Origin of the sequence: Rhodococcus sp. NBC_00294 (assembly GCF_036163995.1) — a bacterium.
Lineage (GTDB): Bacteria > Actinomycetota > Actinomycetes > Mycobacteriales > Mycobacteriaceae > Rhodococcoides.
Map to the genome: position 1 here is coordinate 1,730,570 of NZ_CP108043.1, position 17,893 is coordinate 1,748,462.

The 17,893-nt window shown below is 69.1% G+C and carries 15 protein-coding genes; 4 read left to right on the forward strand and 11 right to left on the reverse strand.

Annotated elements, in window-relative coordinates:
• The first annotated feature begins 61 nt into the window (after nucleotides 1-61).
• Together OHB23_RS08140 and OHB23_RS08145 are read left to right on the forward strand one after the other, a co-directional pair.
• Entirely contained in the window at nucleotides 62-541 is a 480-nt protein-coding gene (locus tag OHB23_RS08140; RefSeq protein WP_027504681.1) for a MarR family winged helix-turn-helix transcriptional regulator, read from the forward strand.
• A 110-nt stretch (nucleotides 542-651) separates the two neighbouring features.
• A complete protein-coding gene (locus OHB23_RS08145; RefSeq protein WP_156380482.1) occupies nucleotides 652-2,583 on the forward strand; it encodes an MDR family MFS transporter in 1,932 nt (643 codons plus the stop codon).
• Between the two features lie 140 nt (nucleotides 2,584-2,723).
• Here the strand turns inward: OHB23_RS08145 and OHB23_RS08150 are convergent, their stop codons facing one another.
• The 10 genes from OHB23_RS08150 to OHB23_RS08195 form a co-directional block, all read right to left on the reverse strand.
• Nucleotides 2,724-3,191 carry a heme-degrading domain-containing protein gene (locus tag OHB23_RS08150; RefSeq protein WP_307091436.1) on the reverse strand — a complete coding sequence of 156 codons (468 nt, stop codon included), beginning with the start codon at nucleotides 3,189-3,191 and terminating at the stop codon, nucleotides 2,724-2,726.
• A complete protein-coding gene (gene mgrA / locus OHB23_RS08155; RefSeq protein WP_328811254.1) occupies nucleotides 3,188-4,240 on the reverse strand; it encodes an L-glyceraldehyde 3-phosphate reductase in 1,053 nt (350 codons plus the stop codon). The genes OHB23_RS08150 and mgrA overlap by 4 nt, the downstream gene beginning before the upstream one ends.
• A gap of 12 nt (nucleotides 4,241-4,252) precedes the next feature.
• The gene (locus OHB23_RS08160; RefSeq protein ID WP_328811255.1) at nucleotides 4,253-4,864 is read right to left on the reverse strand and encodes a bifunctional 4-hydroxy-2-oxoglutarate aldolase/2-dehydro-3-deoxy-phosphogluconate aldolase; all 612 of its coding nucleotides are present in this window, start codon (nucleotides 4,862-4,864) and stop codon (nucleotides 4,253-4,255) included.
• On the reverse strand, nucleotides 4,852-5,595 hold the full coding sequence (locus OHB23_RS08165) for an IclR family transcriptional regulator (protein WP_027504686.1): 744 nt from the start codon (nucleotides 5,593-5,595) through the stop codon (nucleotides 4,852-4,854). Before OHB23_RS08165 ends, OHB23_RS08160 begins: the two co-directional genes overlap by 13 nt.
• Before the next feature lie 34 nt (nucleotides 5,596-5,629).
• Nucleotides 5,630-6,529: a sugar kinase gene (locus OHB23_RS08170; protein WP_328811256.1), complete on the reverse strand. Its 900-nt coding sequence runs from the start codon at nucleotides 6,527-6,529 to the stop codon at nucleotides 5,630-5,632.
• The gene (locus OHB23_RS08175; protein WP_328811257.1) at nucleotides 6,522-8,027 is read right to left on the reverse strand and encodes a tripartite tricarboxylate transporter permease; all 1,506 of its coding nucleotides are present in this window, start codon (nucleotides 8,025-8,027) and stop codon (nucleotides 6,522-6,524) included. Before OHB23_RS08175 ends, OHB23_RS08170 begins: the two co-directional genes overlap by 8 nt.
• Nucleotides 8,024-8,533, reverse strand: a complete 510-nt coding sequence (locus tag OHB23_RS08180; protein WP_056441910.1) for a tripartite tricarboxylate transporter TctB family protein — start codon at nucleotides 8,531-8,533, stop codon at nucleotides 8,024-8,026. Before OHB23_RS08180 ends, OHB23_RS08175 begins: the two co-directional genes overlap by 4 nt.
• Complete coding sequence (locus OHB23_RS08185; protein ID WP_328811258.1) at nucleotides 8,530-9,564, reverse strand: tripartite tricarboxylate transporter substrate binding protein; 1,035 nt, start codon at nucleotides 9,562-9,564, stop codon at nucleotides 8,530-8,532. The genes OHB23_RS08180 and OHB23_RS08185 overlap by 4 nt, the downstream gene beginning before the upstream one ends.
• A gap of 264 nt (nucleotides 9,565-9,828) precedes the next feature.
• Nucleotides 9,829-11,325 carry a molybdopterin-dependent oxidoreductase gene (locus tag OHB23_RS08190; RefSeq protein ID WP_328811259.1) on the reverse strand — a complete coding sequence of 499 codons (1,497 nt, stop codon included), beginning with the start codon at nucleotides 11,323-11,325 and terminating at the stop codon, nucleotides 9,829-9,831.
• Between the two features lie 13 nt (nucleotides 11,326-11,338).
• Nucleotides 11,339-12,637 carry a D-arabinono-1,4-lactone oxidase gene (locus tag OHB23_RS08195; protein ID WP_328811260.1) on the reverse strand — a complete coding sequence of 433 codons (1,299 nt, stop codon included), beginning with the start codon at nucleotides 12,635-12,637 and terminating at the stop codon, nucleotides 11,339-11,341.
• Between the two features lie 53 nt (nucleotides 12,638-12,690).
• Between OHB23_RS08195 and OHB23_RS08200 the strand changes: the two genes are divergently transcribed.
• Together OHB23_RS08200 and OHB23_RS08205 are read left to right on the forward strand one after the other, a co-directional pair.
• Entirely contained in the window at nucleotides 12,691-13,326 is a 636-nt protein-coding gene (locus tag OHB23_RS08200; RefSeq protein WP_027504693.1) for a TetR/AcrR family transcriptional regulator, read from the forward strand.
• Nucleotides 13,323-14,459, forward strand: coding sequence for an amino acid deaminase/aldolase (locus OHB23_RS08205; RefSeq protein ID WP_328811261.1), 1,137 nt, complete (start codon nucleotides 13,323-13,325; stop codon nucleotides 14,457-14,459). The genes OHB23_RS08200 and OHB23_RS08205 overlap by 4 nt, the downstream gene beginning before the upstream one ends.
• 6 nt (nucleotides 14,460-14,465) lie before the next feature.
• Here the strand turns inward: OHB23_RS08205 and OHB23_RS08210 are convergent, their stop codons facing one another.
• Nucleotides 14,466-17,879, reverse strand: a complete 3,414-nt coding sequence (locus OHB23_RS08210; protein WP_328811262.1) for a TM0106 family RecB-like putative nuclease — start codon at nucleotides 17,877-17,879, stop codon at nucleotides 14,466-14,468.
• Nucleotides 17,880-17,893 lie beyond the last annotated feature (14 nt).

Sequence of the window (17,893 nt, forward strand, 5' to 3'; positions counted from 1 at the left end):
CCTCAGGTATCTATCTATATAGTTGCAGACAGCAAGTAAACGAGTTCGAGGAGAGATCGCCGTGGCCGTCCACACCGAGACAGCAGAGCTGCTGATGGAAGAAGTCTTCCGCTTCGGCCGCGCACTGCGCGTGGCCGTGTCGACGGGGGACGACCGCACCGAGTTGCCGGCCGCCCTGGTCGGCGTACTGGGAACGCTCGCCACCCACGGCGAGTGCCGACAGTCCGAACTGGCGAACGCCATGTGCACCAGCCAGTCCGTGCTCAGCCGTCAGCTCGCCGAGCTGGTGGACGCCGGCCACGTCGTGCGCACTCCCGATCCCGACGACGGACGTGCCACCCGGGTTCGGGTGTCCGACGCCGGACTCGCCTGCTTGGACCGCATCAAGGAGCACCGAGTCGCACGGTTGTCCCGCATGTTGGGGGACTGGGACGAGGACCAGGCGAATGCCGCCCTCGACTCCATCCGTCGACTCACGTCCACCTTCACCGACGAGGCGCAGGCCCGGCACTCCGGCCAGCGCATCCTCTCGCATAACTGAGAATAGGAAGAACCACAGACATGACCGTCACACACGACACTCCGCCCTCTCGGGTGAGTGACACCGATCAGCTCTCGGCTCCCGCCGAGGCCGCCGCGGACTCGACCCCGATGACGCACCGGCAGATCCTCGAGGCCCTGATCGGTCTGCTCGCCGGGCTCTTCACCGCCCTGCTCAGCACGACCATCGTCTCGACCGCCCTGCCCACCATCATCGGTGACCTGAAGGGCTCGCAGACCGCGTACGCCTGGGTCATCACGACGGCACTGCTCGCCAACGCGGCCTCGACGCCGATCTGGGGCAAGCTCGCCGACCTCTTCAACAAGAAGCTGCTGGTCCAGAGCTCGCTCGTCATCTTCGTCATCGGCTCCGTCATGGCCGGCCTCGCGCACAACGTGCCGATCCTGCTCGCCGCTCGCGTGGTGCAGGGCATCGGCATGGGTGGTCTGACCGCACTCGTCGTCGCCATCATCGGCAGCATCGTGTCTCCTCGTGAGCGCGGTCGCTACTCCGGCTACATGGGCGCCGTCATGGCCGTCTCGATGTCCGGCGGCCCGATCCTCGGCGGCGTCATCGTCGACAGCCCCCTCGGGTGGCGTTGGTGCTTCTTCGTCTGCATCCCGCTCGCCGTCATCGCTCTGCTGCTGCTGCAGCGCACGCTGCACATCACCACCGAGCGCAAGGACGACGTCTCCATCGACTGGCTCGGCGCGCTTCTCCTCACCGCCGGTGTGTCCGTGCTGCTCATCTGGGTCTCGTTCGCCGGCAAGGCCGGGTACTACGACTGGATCTCCCGTGAGACCGCGATGTACGTCGGCGGCGGTGTCGCTCTGCTGATCCTCACCGTCCTCGTCGAGGCGAAGGTCAAGAGCCCGATCATCCCGCTCAAGATCGTCACCGAGCGCACCACCGGACTCGCCATCATCGCCTCCGTCGCCGTGGGTGTCGGCCTGTTCGGCGCCACCACCTTCCTGGGTCAGTACTTCCAGACCGCTCGTGGCTACTCGCCCACCGCGGCAGGCCTGCTCTCCATCCCGCTCGTCGCCGGCATGCTCGTCTCGTCGGTCGGCTCGGGTCAGCTGATCTCCCGCTTCGGCAAGTGGAAGCCCTTCATCGTCACCGGTTCCTTCCTGCTCGTGGTCGGCTTCGGTCTGCTGGGCACGCTCGATCACGCCACCAACCTGTGGCTCGTGGGCGTCTTCATCGCCATCGTCGGCCTCGGTACCGGCATGCTGATGCAGAACCTGGTGCTGGCCGTGCAGAACACCGTGAGCGTGCAGAACATCGGTGCGGCATCGTCCACCGTCGCGTTCTTCCGGACGTTCGGTGGCGCCATCGGCGTCTCGGTTCTGGGATCGGTCCTCGCCACCCGCGTCGCCGACAACTCGGCCTCCGGACTCGCCGCCCTCGGTGTCCCCGCCGGCTCCAACGGCGGCGGCACCTTGGACATCGGATCGCTGCCCGACCCGATCGCCGCGGTCATCCGTACCGCCTACGGTGACGCCACCGGACGCATCTTCCTGATCGCCGGGTTCGTTGCACTGGTCACCGTGCTCGCGGTGCTGTTCATCCCGAACCGCCCGCTGCGCACCACGATCGACCTGAAGCCGCAGGGTGAGCAGGCCGTGCCCGTCGAGGACTCGGACGTGCAGGGCGAGACCGCCGTGGACATGCAGAAGGACGAGGCTCGCACCGACACCGCGGACACCACCGAGATCGCACCGGTGACCGCTCCCGTCGGCAAGCACGAGGCCGCGGAGGGCTCCGCACCGTTCGACGGACTGAGCACCGATGCCCGCGACCGGCTGCTGTCGCTGCTGCTGCCCAAGCCCGCGGAGACTCTCGACGCACTCGAGGAGGCCGAGGTGCTGCGCGCCGAGGTCGCCGAGCTCCAGCAGGAACTCGACTCCAAGATGCTGAGCTTCGACGCCGTGTGCGAACGACTGCGCCGGTTGGGTCTCAGCGAGGACCAGATCGCTCGCGTTCTCGGTGACGTCCACGTGCCGGACGTGCACTCGCGATTCGACGCCTCGCACAACTAGTTCGACGACGACAGAGCGGACGCACCCGATTCGGGTGCGTCCGCTCTCTCGTGCGTGGGATGCACAGGTTCCGTGATGTGCACACCCCTTCTATCCGGCGGACGAGGGTGTGCGGCGCGGGAACCTGTGCGCGCCGGCGCTCATCGGCTCACTAGGTACTCCCGCAGCTGCTCCACGACGAACGCGTGATCGTCGCGGTGCGGTAGACCCGAGACGCCCGCGTACCCGACGACTCCGACGCCGTCCACCCGCAGCGGCAGCACTCCGCCCGCGGCGGCGTGCGTCTCGGCGGGCAGGCGCGACTGCGCATCGAAGTCGCGGCCGGTGGCGGTGAAGAACTCGAGCACGCCCAGCGAGCTCCGCCCGTACCTCGTGGCGGTGTTGGTCTTGCGGGTCAACCAGTCGTCGCTCTCCGGATACGACCCCGGCAGAGCTGTGTGGAACGCCCGCTGGTGGCCGTGCACGACGCCGATGACGAGGGGGAGCCGACGCGTCGCCGCGGCCTCGCGCATCCGGCAACCGAGAGCCCAGGCGTCGTCCAGGTCGAACGAGGCGAAGCTGACCGCGGTCTCGTCGGCGATCACCGCGGCGAGTTCCGGAGTGCTCATGCGGTGGACGAGGCGAGCCAGATGTTCAGACCGCCGTCGACGGCGTACTCGTCGATGTCGGCGAGATCCTGATCGCTGAAGGGCGGGCTGTCGAGGGCTGCGACGCTGTCCGCGATCTGCGACGGCCGGGACGCACCGACGAGCACCGAGGAGACCTGTCGGCGACGCAGCACCCAGGCCAGTGCCATGTGCGCCAGCGACTGTCCGCGCCGCTCGGCGATGCCGTTCAGTGCCGCGACGTTGCCGAGGTTCTCCTCCGACAGCATGCCGTCACGCAGGGTCTTGCCCTGAGTCGCGCGGGATCCCTCGGGAATGCCGTCCAGATACTTGGTCGTCAGCAGACCCTGCGCCAGCGCAGAGAACGCGATGCAGCCGATGCCCTCCGCGTCCAGCACCTCCAGAAGTGACGGAACTCCCTGCTCCACCCAGCGATTGAGCAACGAGTACGACGGCTGATGGATGGCCAGCGGCGTGCCGAGATCCCGGAGAAGAGCTGCCATCTCGACGGTCCGCTCCGCGGAGTAGGACGAGATGCCCGCGTACCGTGCCTTGCCCGAGCGCACCGCGGTGTCGAGTGCACGGGCCGTCTCCTCGAGCGGGGTGTTCGGATCGAACCGGTGGCTGTAGAAGATGTCGACGTAGTCGAGCCGCAGACTGGTCAGCGAGTGGTCGAGGCTGCCCAGCAGGTACTTCGCACCACCGCCGCGGCCGTACGGTCCGGGGAAGAAGTCGTATCCCGCTTTCGTGGAGACGACGATCTCGTCGCGGAGTGTCGCGAAGTCCTCGGCCAGGATGCGGCCGACGTTCTTCTCCGCGGAGCCCATCGGCGGGCCGTAGCCGTTCGCGAGGTCGAAGTGGGTGATGCCCAGATCGAATGCGCTGCGGATGATCTCGCGCTGTTTCTGCAGTGGCGTGTCGTCGCCGAAGTTGTGCCACATACCGAGTGACACGGCGGGCAGCAGGAGGCCCGAGGTCCCGACGGGCCGGTAGGCCATCGAGTCGTAGCGGGTCGACGCCGGGGTGTAGGCGTCACGGAGCAGGGAGGGCATGAAGGAGAGCTCCTATCGGGTGAGGGAGAGGTCTTTCAGAAGGTCGATCTGGGTGTCGTCCTCGAGAGCGGACCCGACGGCGACCACGTCGGCGCCGGCGGCGAGATAGTCGGGGGCGTTGCGGGCATTCATGCCGCCCGTCGCGACGAAGCGCATCGCGGGGAAGGGGCCCTTCATCGCTGCGAACCAGTCGGCGCCCAGGACGGATGCGGGAAACGCTTTGACCCATCCGAGCCCGAACGCGGCCGCTGCCTGGACGTCGGTCCCGGTGGCGACACCGGGAAGGTGCGGCATACCGGCGTCGATGCTCGCCCGCGCGACGGCGGGGTCGAAGCCGGGAGCCACCGTGAAGGCGGCACCCGCCTGCTGTGCCGTCCGCACGAGGTCGGGAGTGACCACCGTCCCCGCCCCGACGGTCATGCCGCGCTCGGCTCCCGCACTCACCACCGCGGCCAGGGCGTCCACCGCGGCGGCGGACTGCACCGGCACCTCGATGCAGGTGAGGCCGGCGTCCCAGCCGCGCTGGGCGAGCGCGACCGACCGCGCGGGGGAGAACCCCCGCAGAATGGCCATCACGGGTCGCGACGAGAACGCGTCGTCGAACCAGTCGTTCACGGTCTCCATCCGAGCTCCTTCGACACGTTGTCGGTGACTGCCCGGAGGTCGGGCAGCAGTTTCTGCAGGGCGGCGAGGTCCGCGCGCCCCTTCAGCGAGGTGATGGACACCGCCGCGACGACGCGATCACTCGCGTCTCGCACGGGCATCGCCACACAGTTGACGTAGTCCTCGTACTCGGCGTCGTCCACCGACCAGCCGCGCTCGGCGACGACTCGCAGTTCCTCGTCGAACTGCTGCCGAGAGGTGATGGTGGTGGCCGTGTGTCGCGAGAAGTCCGCGCCGTCGAGCACGGCATCGACCACCTCGGGGTCCTGGAATGCCAGTACCGCCTTGCTGACGCCGGCCGTGTGCAGGCACACGGGAGCGCCGATCTGGGAGAACAGCTTGATCATGCCGGGTTGTTCGATCTTGTCGACGTAGATGATGCGGCCGCCGTCCAACTGAGCGAGATGCACTGTGTGCGAGCATTGTTCACCCAGTCCGACCAGATACGGGCGAGCGGTGTTCGCGAGGTCGAACTGGTCACGCGCAGCGTGAGCCAGCCCGGCGATGCGGTACCCGACGCCGTACTTCCCGTCGGCCCGCTTGCGGGTCAGGCCGTGGTCGGTGAGGGTCTGCAGCACCCGCAGTGCCGTCGACCGGTGGATGTCGAGATGCGCCGCGACCTCGCTCTGGGTCCGCGGCTGGACGGCGACGAACTCCAGGATCTCGACCGCTCGTTCCACGCTCTGCGACATCGTTCACGCTCCTTCGACTGTGGGGCTCGTGCCGTCAGGCATCGAGCGCTGCTGCGGGGACGAAGTCGGTGGTGCTCGACAACGCTCTCGAGGCGAGATCGTGCCCCATGGACAGCCTGCCGTGTGCGTCCTTGCCTGCACGCAGTCCGGACAGGTATCCCGCCGCGAACGCGTCACCGGCCCCGACCACCTCGACCACCTCGACGGTGTGCGCCGGTACGAAGACGTCGCCCGACAGGGTGAACTCCGTGGCACCGACGTCGCTGTCCTTGATCACCACCGTTCCCGACGTTCCGACGAGGGAGGCTATCGACCGGGCGTCCTCGGTGCCCCACAGGTCGGCAGCCTCGTCGCGGCCGACGAAGACGATGTCGGCGCGTCGGGCCAGATCGAGCAGGATCGGCGCGGCCCGCTCACGCGACCAGACGCCGGGCCGGTAGTTCACGTCGAACGACAGGGTCGTCGACGTGCCGGCGCAGAGGTCGAACAGTCGATCCGTCATCGCCGCACAGGTCGGCGACAGCCCCGCGGTGATACCGGACGTGTGGACGACGTCGGTCCGGTGCAACGGCAGTCCGTCCAGAGTCGCCGGCGACATGCGCGACGCAGCAGAGCCCCGCCGGTAGTAGTGGACGGTGGTGACACCGTCGTCCGGGTCCTTGAAGTAGACGCCGGTGGGCGCGTCCTCGCGGACGCTGACGTGGGAGATGTCGACGCCGTGGGACGCGATGGCGTCGACGATGCGACGGCCGAGCGGGTCGGCGCCCACCGCGCTGGCCCACGACACCTCGTGTCCCAGTTCGGCCAGGTAGAGAGCGACGGTCGATTCGGCCCCGCCCATGTGCAGGGTGAACAGATCCGCCGTGTGGAGTGGTGTGGCGTCGACCGGTGCGACGAGCGTCATCGTCTCTCCGATGCAGAGGAACTCAGGCATCGACGCTCTCCTTCTGGGCGCGGGTGCGACTCTTCTTCAGGCCGGCACGCAGGTACGGGCCGACGACGGCCAGCGCGCTCAGCACGAGCAGGCCGACGGCGATACCGCTGGTGTAGATGCTCGCGGCACCGTCGATGAGGAACGCCCGACGGATGTTGCTCTCGGCCAGCGGACCCAGAATCAAGCCCAGCACCAGCGGACCCGCCGGAAAACCGTTGCGTCGCAACACCAGTCCGAGCAACCCGAAGACGAGCATGAGTCCGACGTCGAATGCGCTGTTCTGCACCGCGTAGGTCCCGACCATGCAGAAGGTGATGATGACGGCCCACAGGTACTGCTGCGGGAGGTCGAGCAGCTTCACCACGCCGCGCATCCGGACGAGTGCGAGAGCGAGTGCACCGAACGTCGCGAGCAGCATGATCGCCGCGAGGCTGTAGACCAGGTCGGGGGAGTCGACGAACAGGGCCGGGCCCGGCTGCAGGCCCCAGATTACCATCGACCCGATCATGACCGCCATCACCGCGTCGCCCGGAACACCCAGTGTCAGTGTGGTGGTGACCGATCCGCCCATGGTTGCCGTGCTGGCGGTGTCCGCGGCCGCCAGGCCCTCGAGTGAGCCCTTCCCGAACTTCTCGGGATGCTTGGACGCCCGCCGAGCCTGGTCCCACGAGACGATTCCGGCGATGTCGCCGCCCGCCGCGGGGACCACACCGACCACCGACCCGACGCCGGATCCGATGAGTGCCGGCTTGAGCAGCTCACGGCGCTCCGCCTTGGTCGGCCACCACTTTCCGAGCTGTGTGATCGGTGCGGGGAGTAGACCGGGGCGGCGGCAGATCATCTGGTTGAACACCTCGGCGATGCCGAACAAGCCGACGATCGCCGCGATGAAAGGTATGCCGGAGCTCAGTTCGTTCAGTCCGAAGGTGAAGCGGCCGTCGCCGGTGATGGGATCGCGGCCGATGGCCCCGAGTCCGAGGCCGAGGATGCCGGCGAACAGACCCTTCACGACGCGCCCACCCGAGACGCCGATCATCATCGTCATGCCGAACACCACGAGGGCGAACATCTCGGCCGGCCCGAACCGGAGTGCCACACTCGCGATGGGTTGTGCGGCGAAGACGAGGATGCAGATGCCCACCACGGATCCGATGGCGGACACGAGCGCCGAGCTCGTCAGTGCGATCCCGGCCCGCCCCTGCTTGGCCATCGGGAACCCGTCGAAGGTGGTGGCGATCGACGCCGGGGTGCCGGGCGTGTTGATGAGGATGGACGGCACCCGATCGCCGAACTGGGCGGCGACGTAGATCGACAGGAGGACCGAGAGGCCCTGCAGCGGTTCGAGAGTGAGCGTGAAGCCGGCCGCGAGTGCGACTGCCATCGCCGCGGTGATGCCCGGCACGGCACCGACGAGTGTGCCGAGCAGGATGCCGATGAGAAGGCACAGCCCGATGCTGGGGTCGAGGAGGGCGCTCAGTCCCTCGCTGACGGCGCTCACAGCGGCACCTGCAGGAGCATGCCGAAGATCACCCAGAGAACCGCCGTGGTGACCACCGGGAACACGAGGAGCGCCTTGATTCCTCGGCCGCCGAAGATCGCGACGAGCGCGGCGAGCAGCACCACGGTGACGACCCGGAAGTCGAGGTACTGCCAGGCGGTGCCGTAGACGACGATGACCAGCAGCGTCGCGGTGAGGGCGACACCGCCCGATCGGGTCATCGCGGCCTCGTCGGAGACGATGCGTCCCGTGAAGGCCTGCACGACGAGGACGAGTCCTGCGATCACCATCGAGATCGCGAGCGCGGTGGGCCACCAGCGCGGACCGAAGGCCTGCCCCTCGCGGGCGAGATCGATGTCCCGTGCGGCGACGAACAGGGCGCCGCCGACGAGGGCCACGACGACGCCGATGACCGCTTCGTAGGTGCGGCTCGTGTGCCGCACGTCCTCCTCGGAGGAGTCGCCCGGGATCGTCACGGACGAATCCGTCAGGTCGTGCGTCGTCATTCCTGTGCCGCCAGATCCGCGAATCGATCCGACTCGGATCCGACGAAGGTGGTGGTCTCGTCCGCGGAGCGGTACAGCGGCAGGTTGCCGCCGGACTCGATCAGATCGATGTACTCGTCTGTCGCGGAGGCGCTTTCGATGGCGTCCTCGATGCGGGTGGCCACGCCGTCGGGCAGGCCGGTCGGCGCCGCGATGACGGCCCAACTGCCGATCACCACGTCCTGACCGAGCTCGGTGGCGGTGGGGACTCCCGGCAGCGCGGGGGCGGGCTCCTCGGTGAAGACGGCGAGAACGCGGAGTCGCCCGTCGGCATGAGCGGGTGCCGTCTCTCCGATCCCGGCGACGACGGCATCGACCTGGGAGCCCACGGCCGCGGTGACCGCGGGTGCGCCGCCGTCGAAGGGGACTCCCGTGAACTCGACACCGGCGACCCTGCCGAGTTCGACGGCGCCTGCTTCCCAGATGCTTCCGGGTCCGGCGTTCGACACGGTGATGCCGCCCGGATCGGCCTGTGCGGCGGCGAGGAGGTCGTCGAGAGTCTGATACGGGCTGTTCGCCGGCACTGCGATGGTGCCGGGCTGGGAGTTGACCTGTCCGAGGAAGTCGTAGGACGCCGGATCGATCGAGTAGCCCTGATGACCGAGCAGGCTCACCTCGACCGGGAGAACACCGATGGTGTATCCGTCGGGATCCTGATCGGCGAGGTACTGCATGCCGATGGATCCTGCTCCGCCCGGTCGGTTCTCGACGATCACACTGACACCGAGGGATTCCTCCATCTGCCGGCCCAGTGTGCGCGCGGTGAGGTCGGTCGCGCCGCCCGCTGCGGTCGGCGTCAGCAGGGTGATGTTGCCGGTGGGGAAGTCCTCGCCGGACTCGGCGCCGCCGGACGATCGATCCGCGCAGCCCGCCGCGACGCCGGCGACCAGGGTCGCTGCTGCCACGACGCCGAGCGCCCGGTGCGAGGAACGAGAGGGTGAGATGCGCACGCATGCCTCCAGGATGGGATTGTGTTGCACTGTCTGCAACACGGTTGCTGAGAGTGCACTCACCATAACCCATATGTGAGCCAGCGCATACCAATTGTCCGTTTGTGATCGAGGCGTCGTCGACGCGGCGGTACCCGCGCGGCGGGCACGACGAGTGCACCCCTTCCGTCGAGCCGGAAGGGGTGTGGGGCGCCGAAGCCTGTGCGCGCCGTGGCAATGGGGCACTGCGCACCGGTTCCGCGACGTGCACACCCCCTGCAGTCGGCGGAGGGGCGTGCGTACCGCGGGAACCCGCGCAGGAGCGACCTACTGCACCGTCACGGGCATGCTCGCGTACCCGCTCGCACCGTCGGGAACGGTGTCGACGCGCACGTCCGTCTGCACCTCACCGGTGCCGTCGGTGGCCCGAGCCTCGATGCGGTGCTGGCCGGAAGTGGCGGTCCAGGCGTACGACCATTGGCGCCAGGTGTCGCGCGAGTACTCGTCGGAGAGGGTGGTCTCGGTCCAGGGGCCGTCGTCGACGCGGACCTCGACACGGGAGATGCCTCGATGCTGGGCCCACGCGACGCCGGCGATCATCACCGTGCCCGCCTGGACGTCCTTGCTGCCGACGGGGGTGTCGATACGGCAGGCCGTCTTGATCGGTCCGCGCTCGGACCATCCGCGGTCGGTCCAGTACGCGCGAGCCTGGCTGAACTTGGTCACCTCGAGGTCGGTGACCCACTTGGTCGCCGAGACGTAGCCGTACAGGCCGGGGACGACGAGGCGCGCCGGGTAGCCGTGCTCGATCGGCAGCGGCTCCCCGTTCATGGCGACGGCGAGCATGGCGTCGCGCCCGTCCATGAGGACGTCCAGCGGGGTGCCGGCCGTGAAGTCGTCGTGCGACGAGGACAGCACCATGTCGGCCGATGCCTGCGGACGTGCCTCCGCCAGAATGTCTTTCAGGGCGTAGCCGGTCCAGGTGGCGTTGCCGACGAGGTCGCCGCCGATGGGGTTGGACACGCAGGTGAGCGTCACCATCCGTTCGATGGACACGCGCTGTTCGAGATCGGCCAGCGTCAGCGTCATCTCGTTGTCCACCATGCCGTGGATGCGCAGACTCCAGTCCTGCGAGTTCACCCGCGGCACCACGAGAGCGGTGTCGATCCGGTAGAACTCGGCGTTCGAGGTGACGTACGGGGACAGGCCGGGCAGCCGGAGATCCGCGGCGGCGGGCACGGGCGGCGCCGGGCTGTCGGGCACCGGGACGGTGAAGGCGTTGCGGTCCTGCGTGACCGCCCGCGTGGAGGCGCCGAGCACCCGTCCCGCGGCGCCGGTCGCGACGGCCGCGGCAGTGCTGATCCCGGCGAGCATCACGAAGCGTCGACGGGAGAACCCCTCCGACGCGTCCGGGTCCGCGCGCTCGACGAGCGACCGTAGGACGAGGATGCCGACCGCGACGCCGACGACGGTGGGGAGCGCTGCGATCGATCCACTGCCGGAGCGCGAGATCGCCGCCAGGACCCCGAGTACGCCGAGAACCACGAACAGTGCCGATCCGATGGGTCGCCGAGCACGTTCGAGGATGCCTGCTCCGGCGGCGAGGAGGGCGATGACGACACCCATACCGATGAAGAGGGCGAGCTTGTCGGAGGCGCCGAACGTGTCGATGGCCCACTCGCGGACGCCTGCGGGGGTGTTGTCCACCGCGGCCGACCCCACAGCGACGATCGGTGACGAGTCCGGGCCGACCACGGCGGCGAGGAGTTCACCGACACCGAGCACGAGGGCGGCCGAGAGGATTCCGGACAGGGCCCTGCGCATCACGTTCACTGTGTCACTCTAGTCGTGCGAGCACCGTGTCCGAATAGTCGTTTCCGAAGGTGCCGTGGGGATCCACTCGCTCGCGTTCGACCACGACGTCGTCGAAGCGCGGGTACAGCGAACGAAGTGTGCCCGCGGTGAGGGAGTGCATCTTGCCCCAGTGCGGGCGTCCACCGACATCACGTGCGATCGCCTCCACCGCGTCGAAGTACCCACCCACCGGCCGCCGGTGGTACTGGTGGACGGCGACGTAGGCGGTGTCACGGCCGTGCGCGGTGGACAGCCAGACGTCGTCGGCGGCGGCGCAGCGGACCTCGACCGGGAAGGTCACGCGGTAACCGGTCCGCGCGATCCAGGCCTCGATCGCGCGGATCACGCTCGGCACGGACTCGGGCGGCACCGCGTACTCCATCTCGCGGAAGCGGACCCGACGGGAGGACGCGAACACGGAGGAGCTGCGATCGGTGAACGTGCGACCCGACCAGGCCGCCGCCGACACCGTGTTCACCCTCGGGATGATGGACGGGATTCGCGTCGTCACGCGATTGATCACCTCGAAGGCGTTGTTGGACAACAGTTCGTCGTCGATCCACGACGACACGCGGCCCACGGGAGACAGTGGCGTGTCGGCGGGCAGCCGCGTGTTGCGCTTGGTCAGCACCCGATCCGTGTGCGGGAACCAGTAGAACTCCGGATGGTCGACGTCGCGCATGTCGTCGGGGAAACGCTCGAGCGCCTCGCCGAGGCGACCCGGGGTCTCCTCGGCGTGCAGCGCGAAGGCCGGAACGCACCGCATCGTCACGGCGGTCAGGATCCCGAACGCCCCGAGGCCGAGTCGCGCGCACTCGAACAGCGGCCCGTCCGACACCGTGACCTCCGTGCCGTCGGCGAGCACCAGTCGCGCCCCGACCACGTGGGCGGACAGCCCGGCGAACCGCGCCCCGGTGCCGTGCGTGCCGGTCGAGATCGCACCCGCGAGTGTCTGCACGTCGATGTCGCCCATGTTGGTCAGCGCCAGCCCGCGGGCGTGCAGGAGATCGTTCAGGGTGTGCAGCCGCGTTCCGGCGCGCACGGTGACGTCGGTGGTGCCGTCCGGTCCCGCGGCCACACCCTCGATGCCCGTCAGATGGTCGAGCGCTACCAGGACGCCGTCCGTCAGCGCGGCGCCGGTGAACGAATGGCCTGCTCCGACCGCGTGGACCCGGCCCTGCGCGCGCACGACGACGTCCCGGATCTCGTCGGCGCTGTGCGGTCTCACGATCGACGCGGGCCGTGCGCGCTGGTTTCCCGCCCAGTTCGTCCATTCGGTCATGGATGGATACAAGTACTGGACAACCGTCCAGGTCAACCCCCTAGACTTCGACCATGACCGTGCGCCTCCCCGCCGATCTCCGGCGTTCGCAGCTGATCGAGGCCGGGCTCACCGTGGCAGCGGAGGCCGGGATCGCCGCCGTCACCGTGCGCGCCGTCGCCGAACACGCGGAGGTCTCGCTCGGCGTCGTCCACTACTGCTTCGAGAACAAGGAAGCGCTCGTCACGGCCATGGGCGAGGCGTTGGTACAGGAGCTCGGCGCCGCCGTCGGCACGGCCCTGCACGCTGCCGCCGCCGACGGTCGGCGGGACTGCGCCGGCCCCCGTGCGCTGCGCGAGATACTGCACCGCGGCGTGGCCGCACTCTGGTCGGTCATCGAGAGCACGGCCGACCGGCAGCTGCTCACCTACGAGATCACCGCCTACTCGGTGCGCTCCGCGGGAGCCGGACCCGGCATCGGCACGTTGCAGTACCGCGTCATGGACACCGAGACGGAGAGCTTCCTCGAGGCGGCGGCCGAGGCATCACGGATGCGGTGGACCGAACCGATGGCGTCGTTGACGCGTTCCGCACTGGCGACCATCGACGGGGTGGTTCTCCGGTGGCTCGTCGACCAGGACACTCTCGCCGTCATCGCGGAACTCGACGACCTGGCCGCGCGCATCGCGGCGAAGGCGGTGCCGTCGTGACCGTGCTCGATCGGCTCGGTGCCGCGACGGCAGAGCTCGACCCGCCGCTGCTCGCGATCGACGAGGAGTCGCTCGAGGCCAACCTCGCGGATCTGGTGCGACGGGCCGGCGGTACGCCCATCCGTCTCGCGTCGAAATCCGTCCGTATCCGCGGTGTCCTCGAGCGTGCGCTGGCCGTTCGGGGGTTCGCGGGCGTCATGGCCTACTCGCTGCGAGAGGCGTTGTGGCTGAACGAGGTACCGGACATCCTCGTCGGCTATCCGACCGTGGATCGACAGGCGCTCGCCACCCTGGCCGCGGACGCCGACGCGTGCCGCCGCATCACTCTCATGATCGACTCGCGAGCACACCTCGACGTGATCGACGCCGCCGGTCCGTGGGCAGCTCCGGTGCGGGTGTGTCTCGACGTCGACGCGTCGCTCCGCATCGGACCCGCACACATCGGCGTTCGTCGGTCGCCGCTACGTCGTGCGGCCGAGGTAGCCGCGCTGGCGCGGGAGGCGGTCCGGCGCGGCGCGTCCGTCGTCGGCGTCATGTTCTACGAGGCGCAGATCGCGGGGCTGCCCGATTCCGGACGAGCAGTGCGGTGGATGAAGCGGAAGTCGGCGTCCGAGTTGGCCTTCCGGCGACGCGCCGTGGTCGATGCCGTGCAGGACGAGGTGGGCGTGCTCGAGATCGTGAACAGTGGCGGCACCGGGTCGATCGAGGTGTCGGCTGCGGATCCGGCGGTGACCGAGGTGACGGCGGGATCCGGCTTGTTCGCGCCGACGCTGTTCGATCGCTACGACGCGTTCACTGCACGACCGGCGCTGTTCTTCGCGCTCCCCGTCGTCCGCACGCCGACGCGGACCATCGCGACAGCGTTCTCGGGTGGGTACATCGCCTCGGGACCGACGGGGGCCTCTCGTGTGCCGTCACTGATCGGACGCGGGGCGTTGATCCGCACCGAGGGGGCTGGGGAGGTCCAGACGCCGGTGGCGGGATCCGGTGCGGCGGTGGGGGATCGGCTGTGGTTCCGGCACGCCAAGGCCGGTGAGGTGTGCGAGCGCTTCACAGAGGCACACCTCGTGTCCGCGGACGGTTCCCGCACGACACTGCCCACCTACCGCGGTGAGGGTCGGGCCTTCGGCTGACCGGCATCATTCGTCGGGGCTCACCCGCATGAAGGCGCCGACCAACGACAGCTCCGCCGGTGTCGAGGGCAGATAGTGCGTCAGCGCGGGTGAGCGGACGACGTATGCGGCCCACTGCCCCCGCGACAAGGCGACGTTGATGCGGTTGCGCGACAACAGGAACTGCATGCCGCGCGGCACGTCCTCGGGGGCCGACGCGGCCATGGACACGATCACCACGGCGGCCTCCCGGCCCTGGAACTTGTCGACGGTGCCGCACGAGGCCTCGTGCAGTCCGGCATCGTCGAGCGCCGCGCGCACGGTGGCGACCTGGGCGTTGTAGGCCGCCACCACGAGCAGGTCCGAGGCGCCGAGCGGCCGTGTCTCCCCGTCACACGTCCAGGCCGATCCCACCAGTGACCGTGCGAGTCGGACGATCTCGACCGCTTCCTCTCGCGAGGACGTCGCGTTGCCCTCGTGGTCGACGAGAACTGTGTGCACTCCCGGGTCGACGCCGTCCAGGTGCCGTCCCAGCACTGTGTCGTGCGAGCGGAGCCGTCCGTCGTAGGACAGGTCGGACACCACGGAACACAGCTCGGGGTGCATGCGGCGAGTGGTGGCCAGGAAGTACCCGAGGTCGGCCGGGAGCGTGTCGGAGCCGTCCGCGAGCCAGCCCAGAGCAGAGGTGTCCACCGGTTCGGGGTGGCTGCCCTGGCTCACCTGCGGCAGCTGCTGCGGATCGCCGAGCAGCAGGAGGTTGCGTGCCACCCGCGCCACCGCGATGGTGTTGGCCAGCGAGAACTGGCCCGCCTCGTCGACGACCAGCAGGTCCAGCTCCTGCTCCGTGAACTCCTTGCGGTTGGTGAACGGCCAGGCCGTCGCACCGACGACGCATCCGCCGGCGTGTGTGGCCAGGTACCCGGAGTACGAGTCCACGCCGAGCCACGAGTGCGTGCTGTCGGACGACCCCTTCTTGGCGACGCTCTCGGGATCGAGCCCGGCGGCGACGACACCGTCGAGAAGGTTCTCGATCACCGAGTGCGACTGGCCGACCACCCCGATGCGCCACCCGTGATCGCGTGCGAGTGCGGCGATCACTCGCGATCCGGTGTAGGTCTTCCCCGTTCCCGGCGGCCCTTGGACCGCGATGTAGGAATTGTCGAGATCGAGGAGCGACGCGGTGATGGCCGCAGCGATCTGCTCGTCGACGACCTCGGCGAGCGGTGCGCCGGACCGGGTCCGGGGAGGATCACGACGCAGGAGGTCGACCACGGCCGAGGCGCGGACCTCGGGAAGGCGATCCGCTGCCTCCGCCGCGGTGGCGGCGATGGCCTCCCGCAGCGTGGTCGTGTTGACGAAGGCATCGGGCGTCGTGGCGACCGGTGCGACATCGTGGGGTTCGGCGCCCTTGGACAGCGACTCCTCGAGCGTGAGGTGGGCGCCGTCCTCGGACACCTCGACGATCGTTCCGGGCATCGTCCAGCGATACTGCGGGTTCGCGCGTCTGTCGGGCGCGATCCAGTCCGGAGCAGGCGGCGCGTAGAGCACGGTCACCTTCGACCCCACGCGCCCACTGCCGGGCCCGAACTCACCGCGCACCACGCTCGTGCGCCGCTGGACCCGCTTGCCGGGCGGTGTCGCCCACTCGGTCATGGACTCCACCTCCTCGACCATGAACACGTCGCGGGTGTCGGCCCACTCGTCCATCGGCGAGGCCAGTCGGTCGAAGTGCGCCCACCAGTAGGGCTTCTCCTCGCGCTGGTGGTAGCCGACAGCGGCCGCGAGCAGGGCGATCGCCTGCTGGTCGGTCGTGCGTGAGACCGATTCACCGGCGAACTCCCACAGGGCGTCTCGCACCGCGTCCCGGTCCTCGTCGACCGGTTCGGCCGCGTCGAGCGGACCGCGGGGCACCACACCCGCGCGTTCGGCGTGACCGAGCAACCAGTCGCGCAGTTCCAGTGTGGAGCGGCAGTCGTACTCGTTGTAGTCGGCGATCTCGGCGAGGACGCCGGCCGCCTCGTCGAGGTCGCCACGGTCGCGCAGATCGCACCACCGCGCGTACTCAGTGATGGAAGCGACGGCGTCTGCCACGTCGCCGCGGTGATCGGTCATGTACAGCGGTTCGAGCTTCTTGATGCTGTAGCTCGGTGCGCCGATGCGCAGGGCGGACCGCACGACGGGATACAGGTCGACGAGGATCTGCTGCCGGAGAAGGTCGTCGACCTCGTTCTCGTACACCCCGTACCGCGAGGCCAGACGCAGCAGAGCCGACTTCTCGTAAGCCGCATAGTGATACACGTGCATGCCGGGGAACGCCTCGCGGCGTGCACGCACGTACTCGACGAAGGCGACGAATGCGGCCCTCTCCTCGTGCCGGTCGTGGGCCCAGAACGGCCGGAACGCGCCGTCGGACTCCATGACGCCGAAGAGGTACTCGAGCCCCCAGTCGGAGGAGCCGCGTTCGGCGTACAGCGGGTCGCCCTCGAAGTCGAAGAAGATGTCGCCCTCGTCCGGAGCGGGCAGTGCACCGAGAGCACTCGGGGTGTGCACGTCGACCACCGGTGACCCCGACTGCTCCTGCTGAACCTGGGCCAGGGCCTGCGCGCGCAGGGTGCCGAGGGACCGCTCCGAGAGGTCCGCGACGGAACCGGTGTGTGCGGCCAACTCGTCGACGGTCGTGATCCCCGCGGCGTGCAACGTGGACCGCTGGGAGACGCGCATCCCGGCGACCAGCAACAGGTCGCGCTGTGCCTCGACCTCGGGGATGCAGTGCTCGCACCGGAAGCAGGCGCGAATGTCGAGGTCGGCCCAGGATGCCGGGAGCAATTGCGTCAGGTGGCCGGACAGCAGGGCCACCATCTCGCGCCGTGCGCGGCGGTAGACGGGGAGGACGTCCGGCAGGTGCACGAGATGGTCGGTGCCGTCACCGAGGACGAGGTGGCCCGTGGCGGACGTGGGAACTTCGACAGCCTCGAGCGCGTCGGCGTACGCCGCGATCTGCAGGACCGACGGGACGCGCTCGGTGCGCGACAGCTTGGTGTCGTGCACCGCATAGGTGTCGGTCGACGGGTCGTGGATCAGGAAGTCGCTGAAGCCGAGGAACTCGCCGTCGAAGAACGTGCCCTGGTAGATGACGGGGACGCGCTGCTGCGCCGCGGCGAGGGTGGCCTGTGCGGCGGCGGCCAGCTCGGACGGGATGCTCTCGGCCGGCCGTTCGATGGTCACGACGCCGCCCGGATGCTCGCGCTCGAGTCTCAGCAGCTCGCGGGCCTCGTGCTGACTGCCGAGGCGCGCGAGCCGGGCGAACATCGCGTCGTCGACCTGCTCGGTCTCGATGCGGCCGAGGTTCGCGTCGAGCGTGCGCAGGAGTGCGTACTCGCACCGGGACGCCAGCGCGAGGTCCCCTGCGCTGTGGACGAGGGTGTCTCCGGTGACGAACATGCCGCCACCCTAAC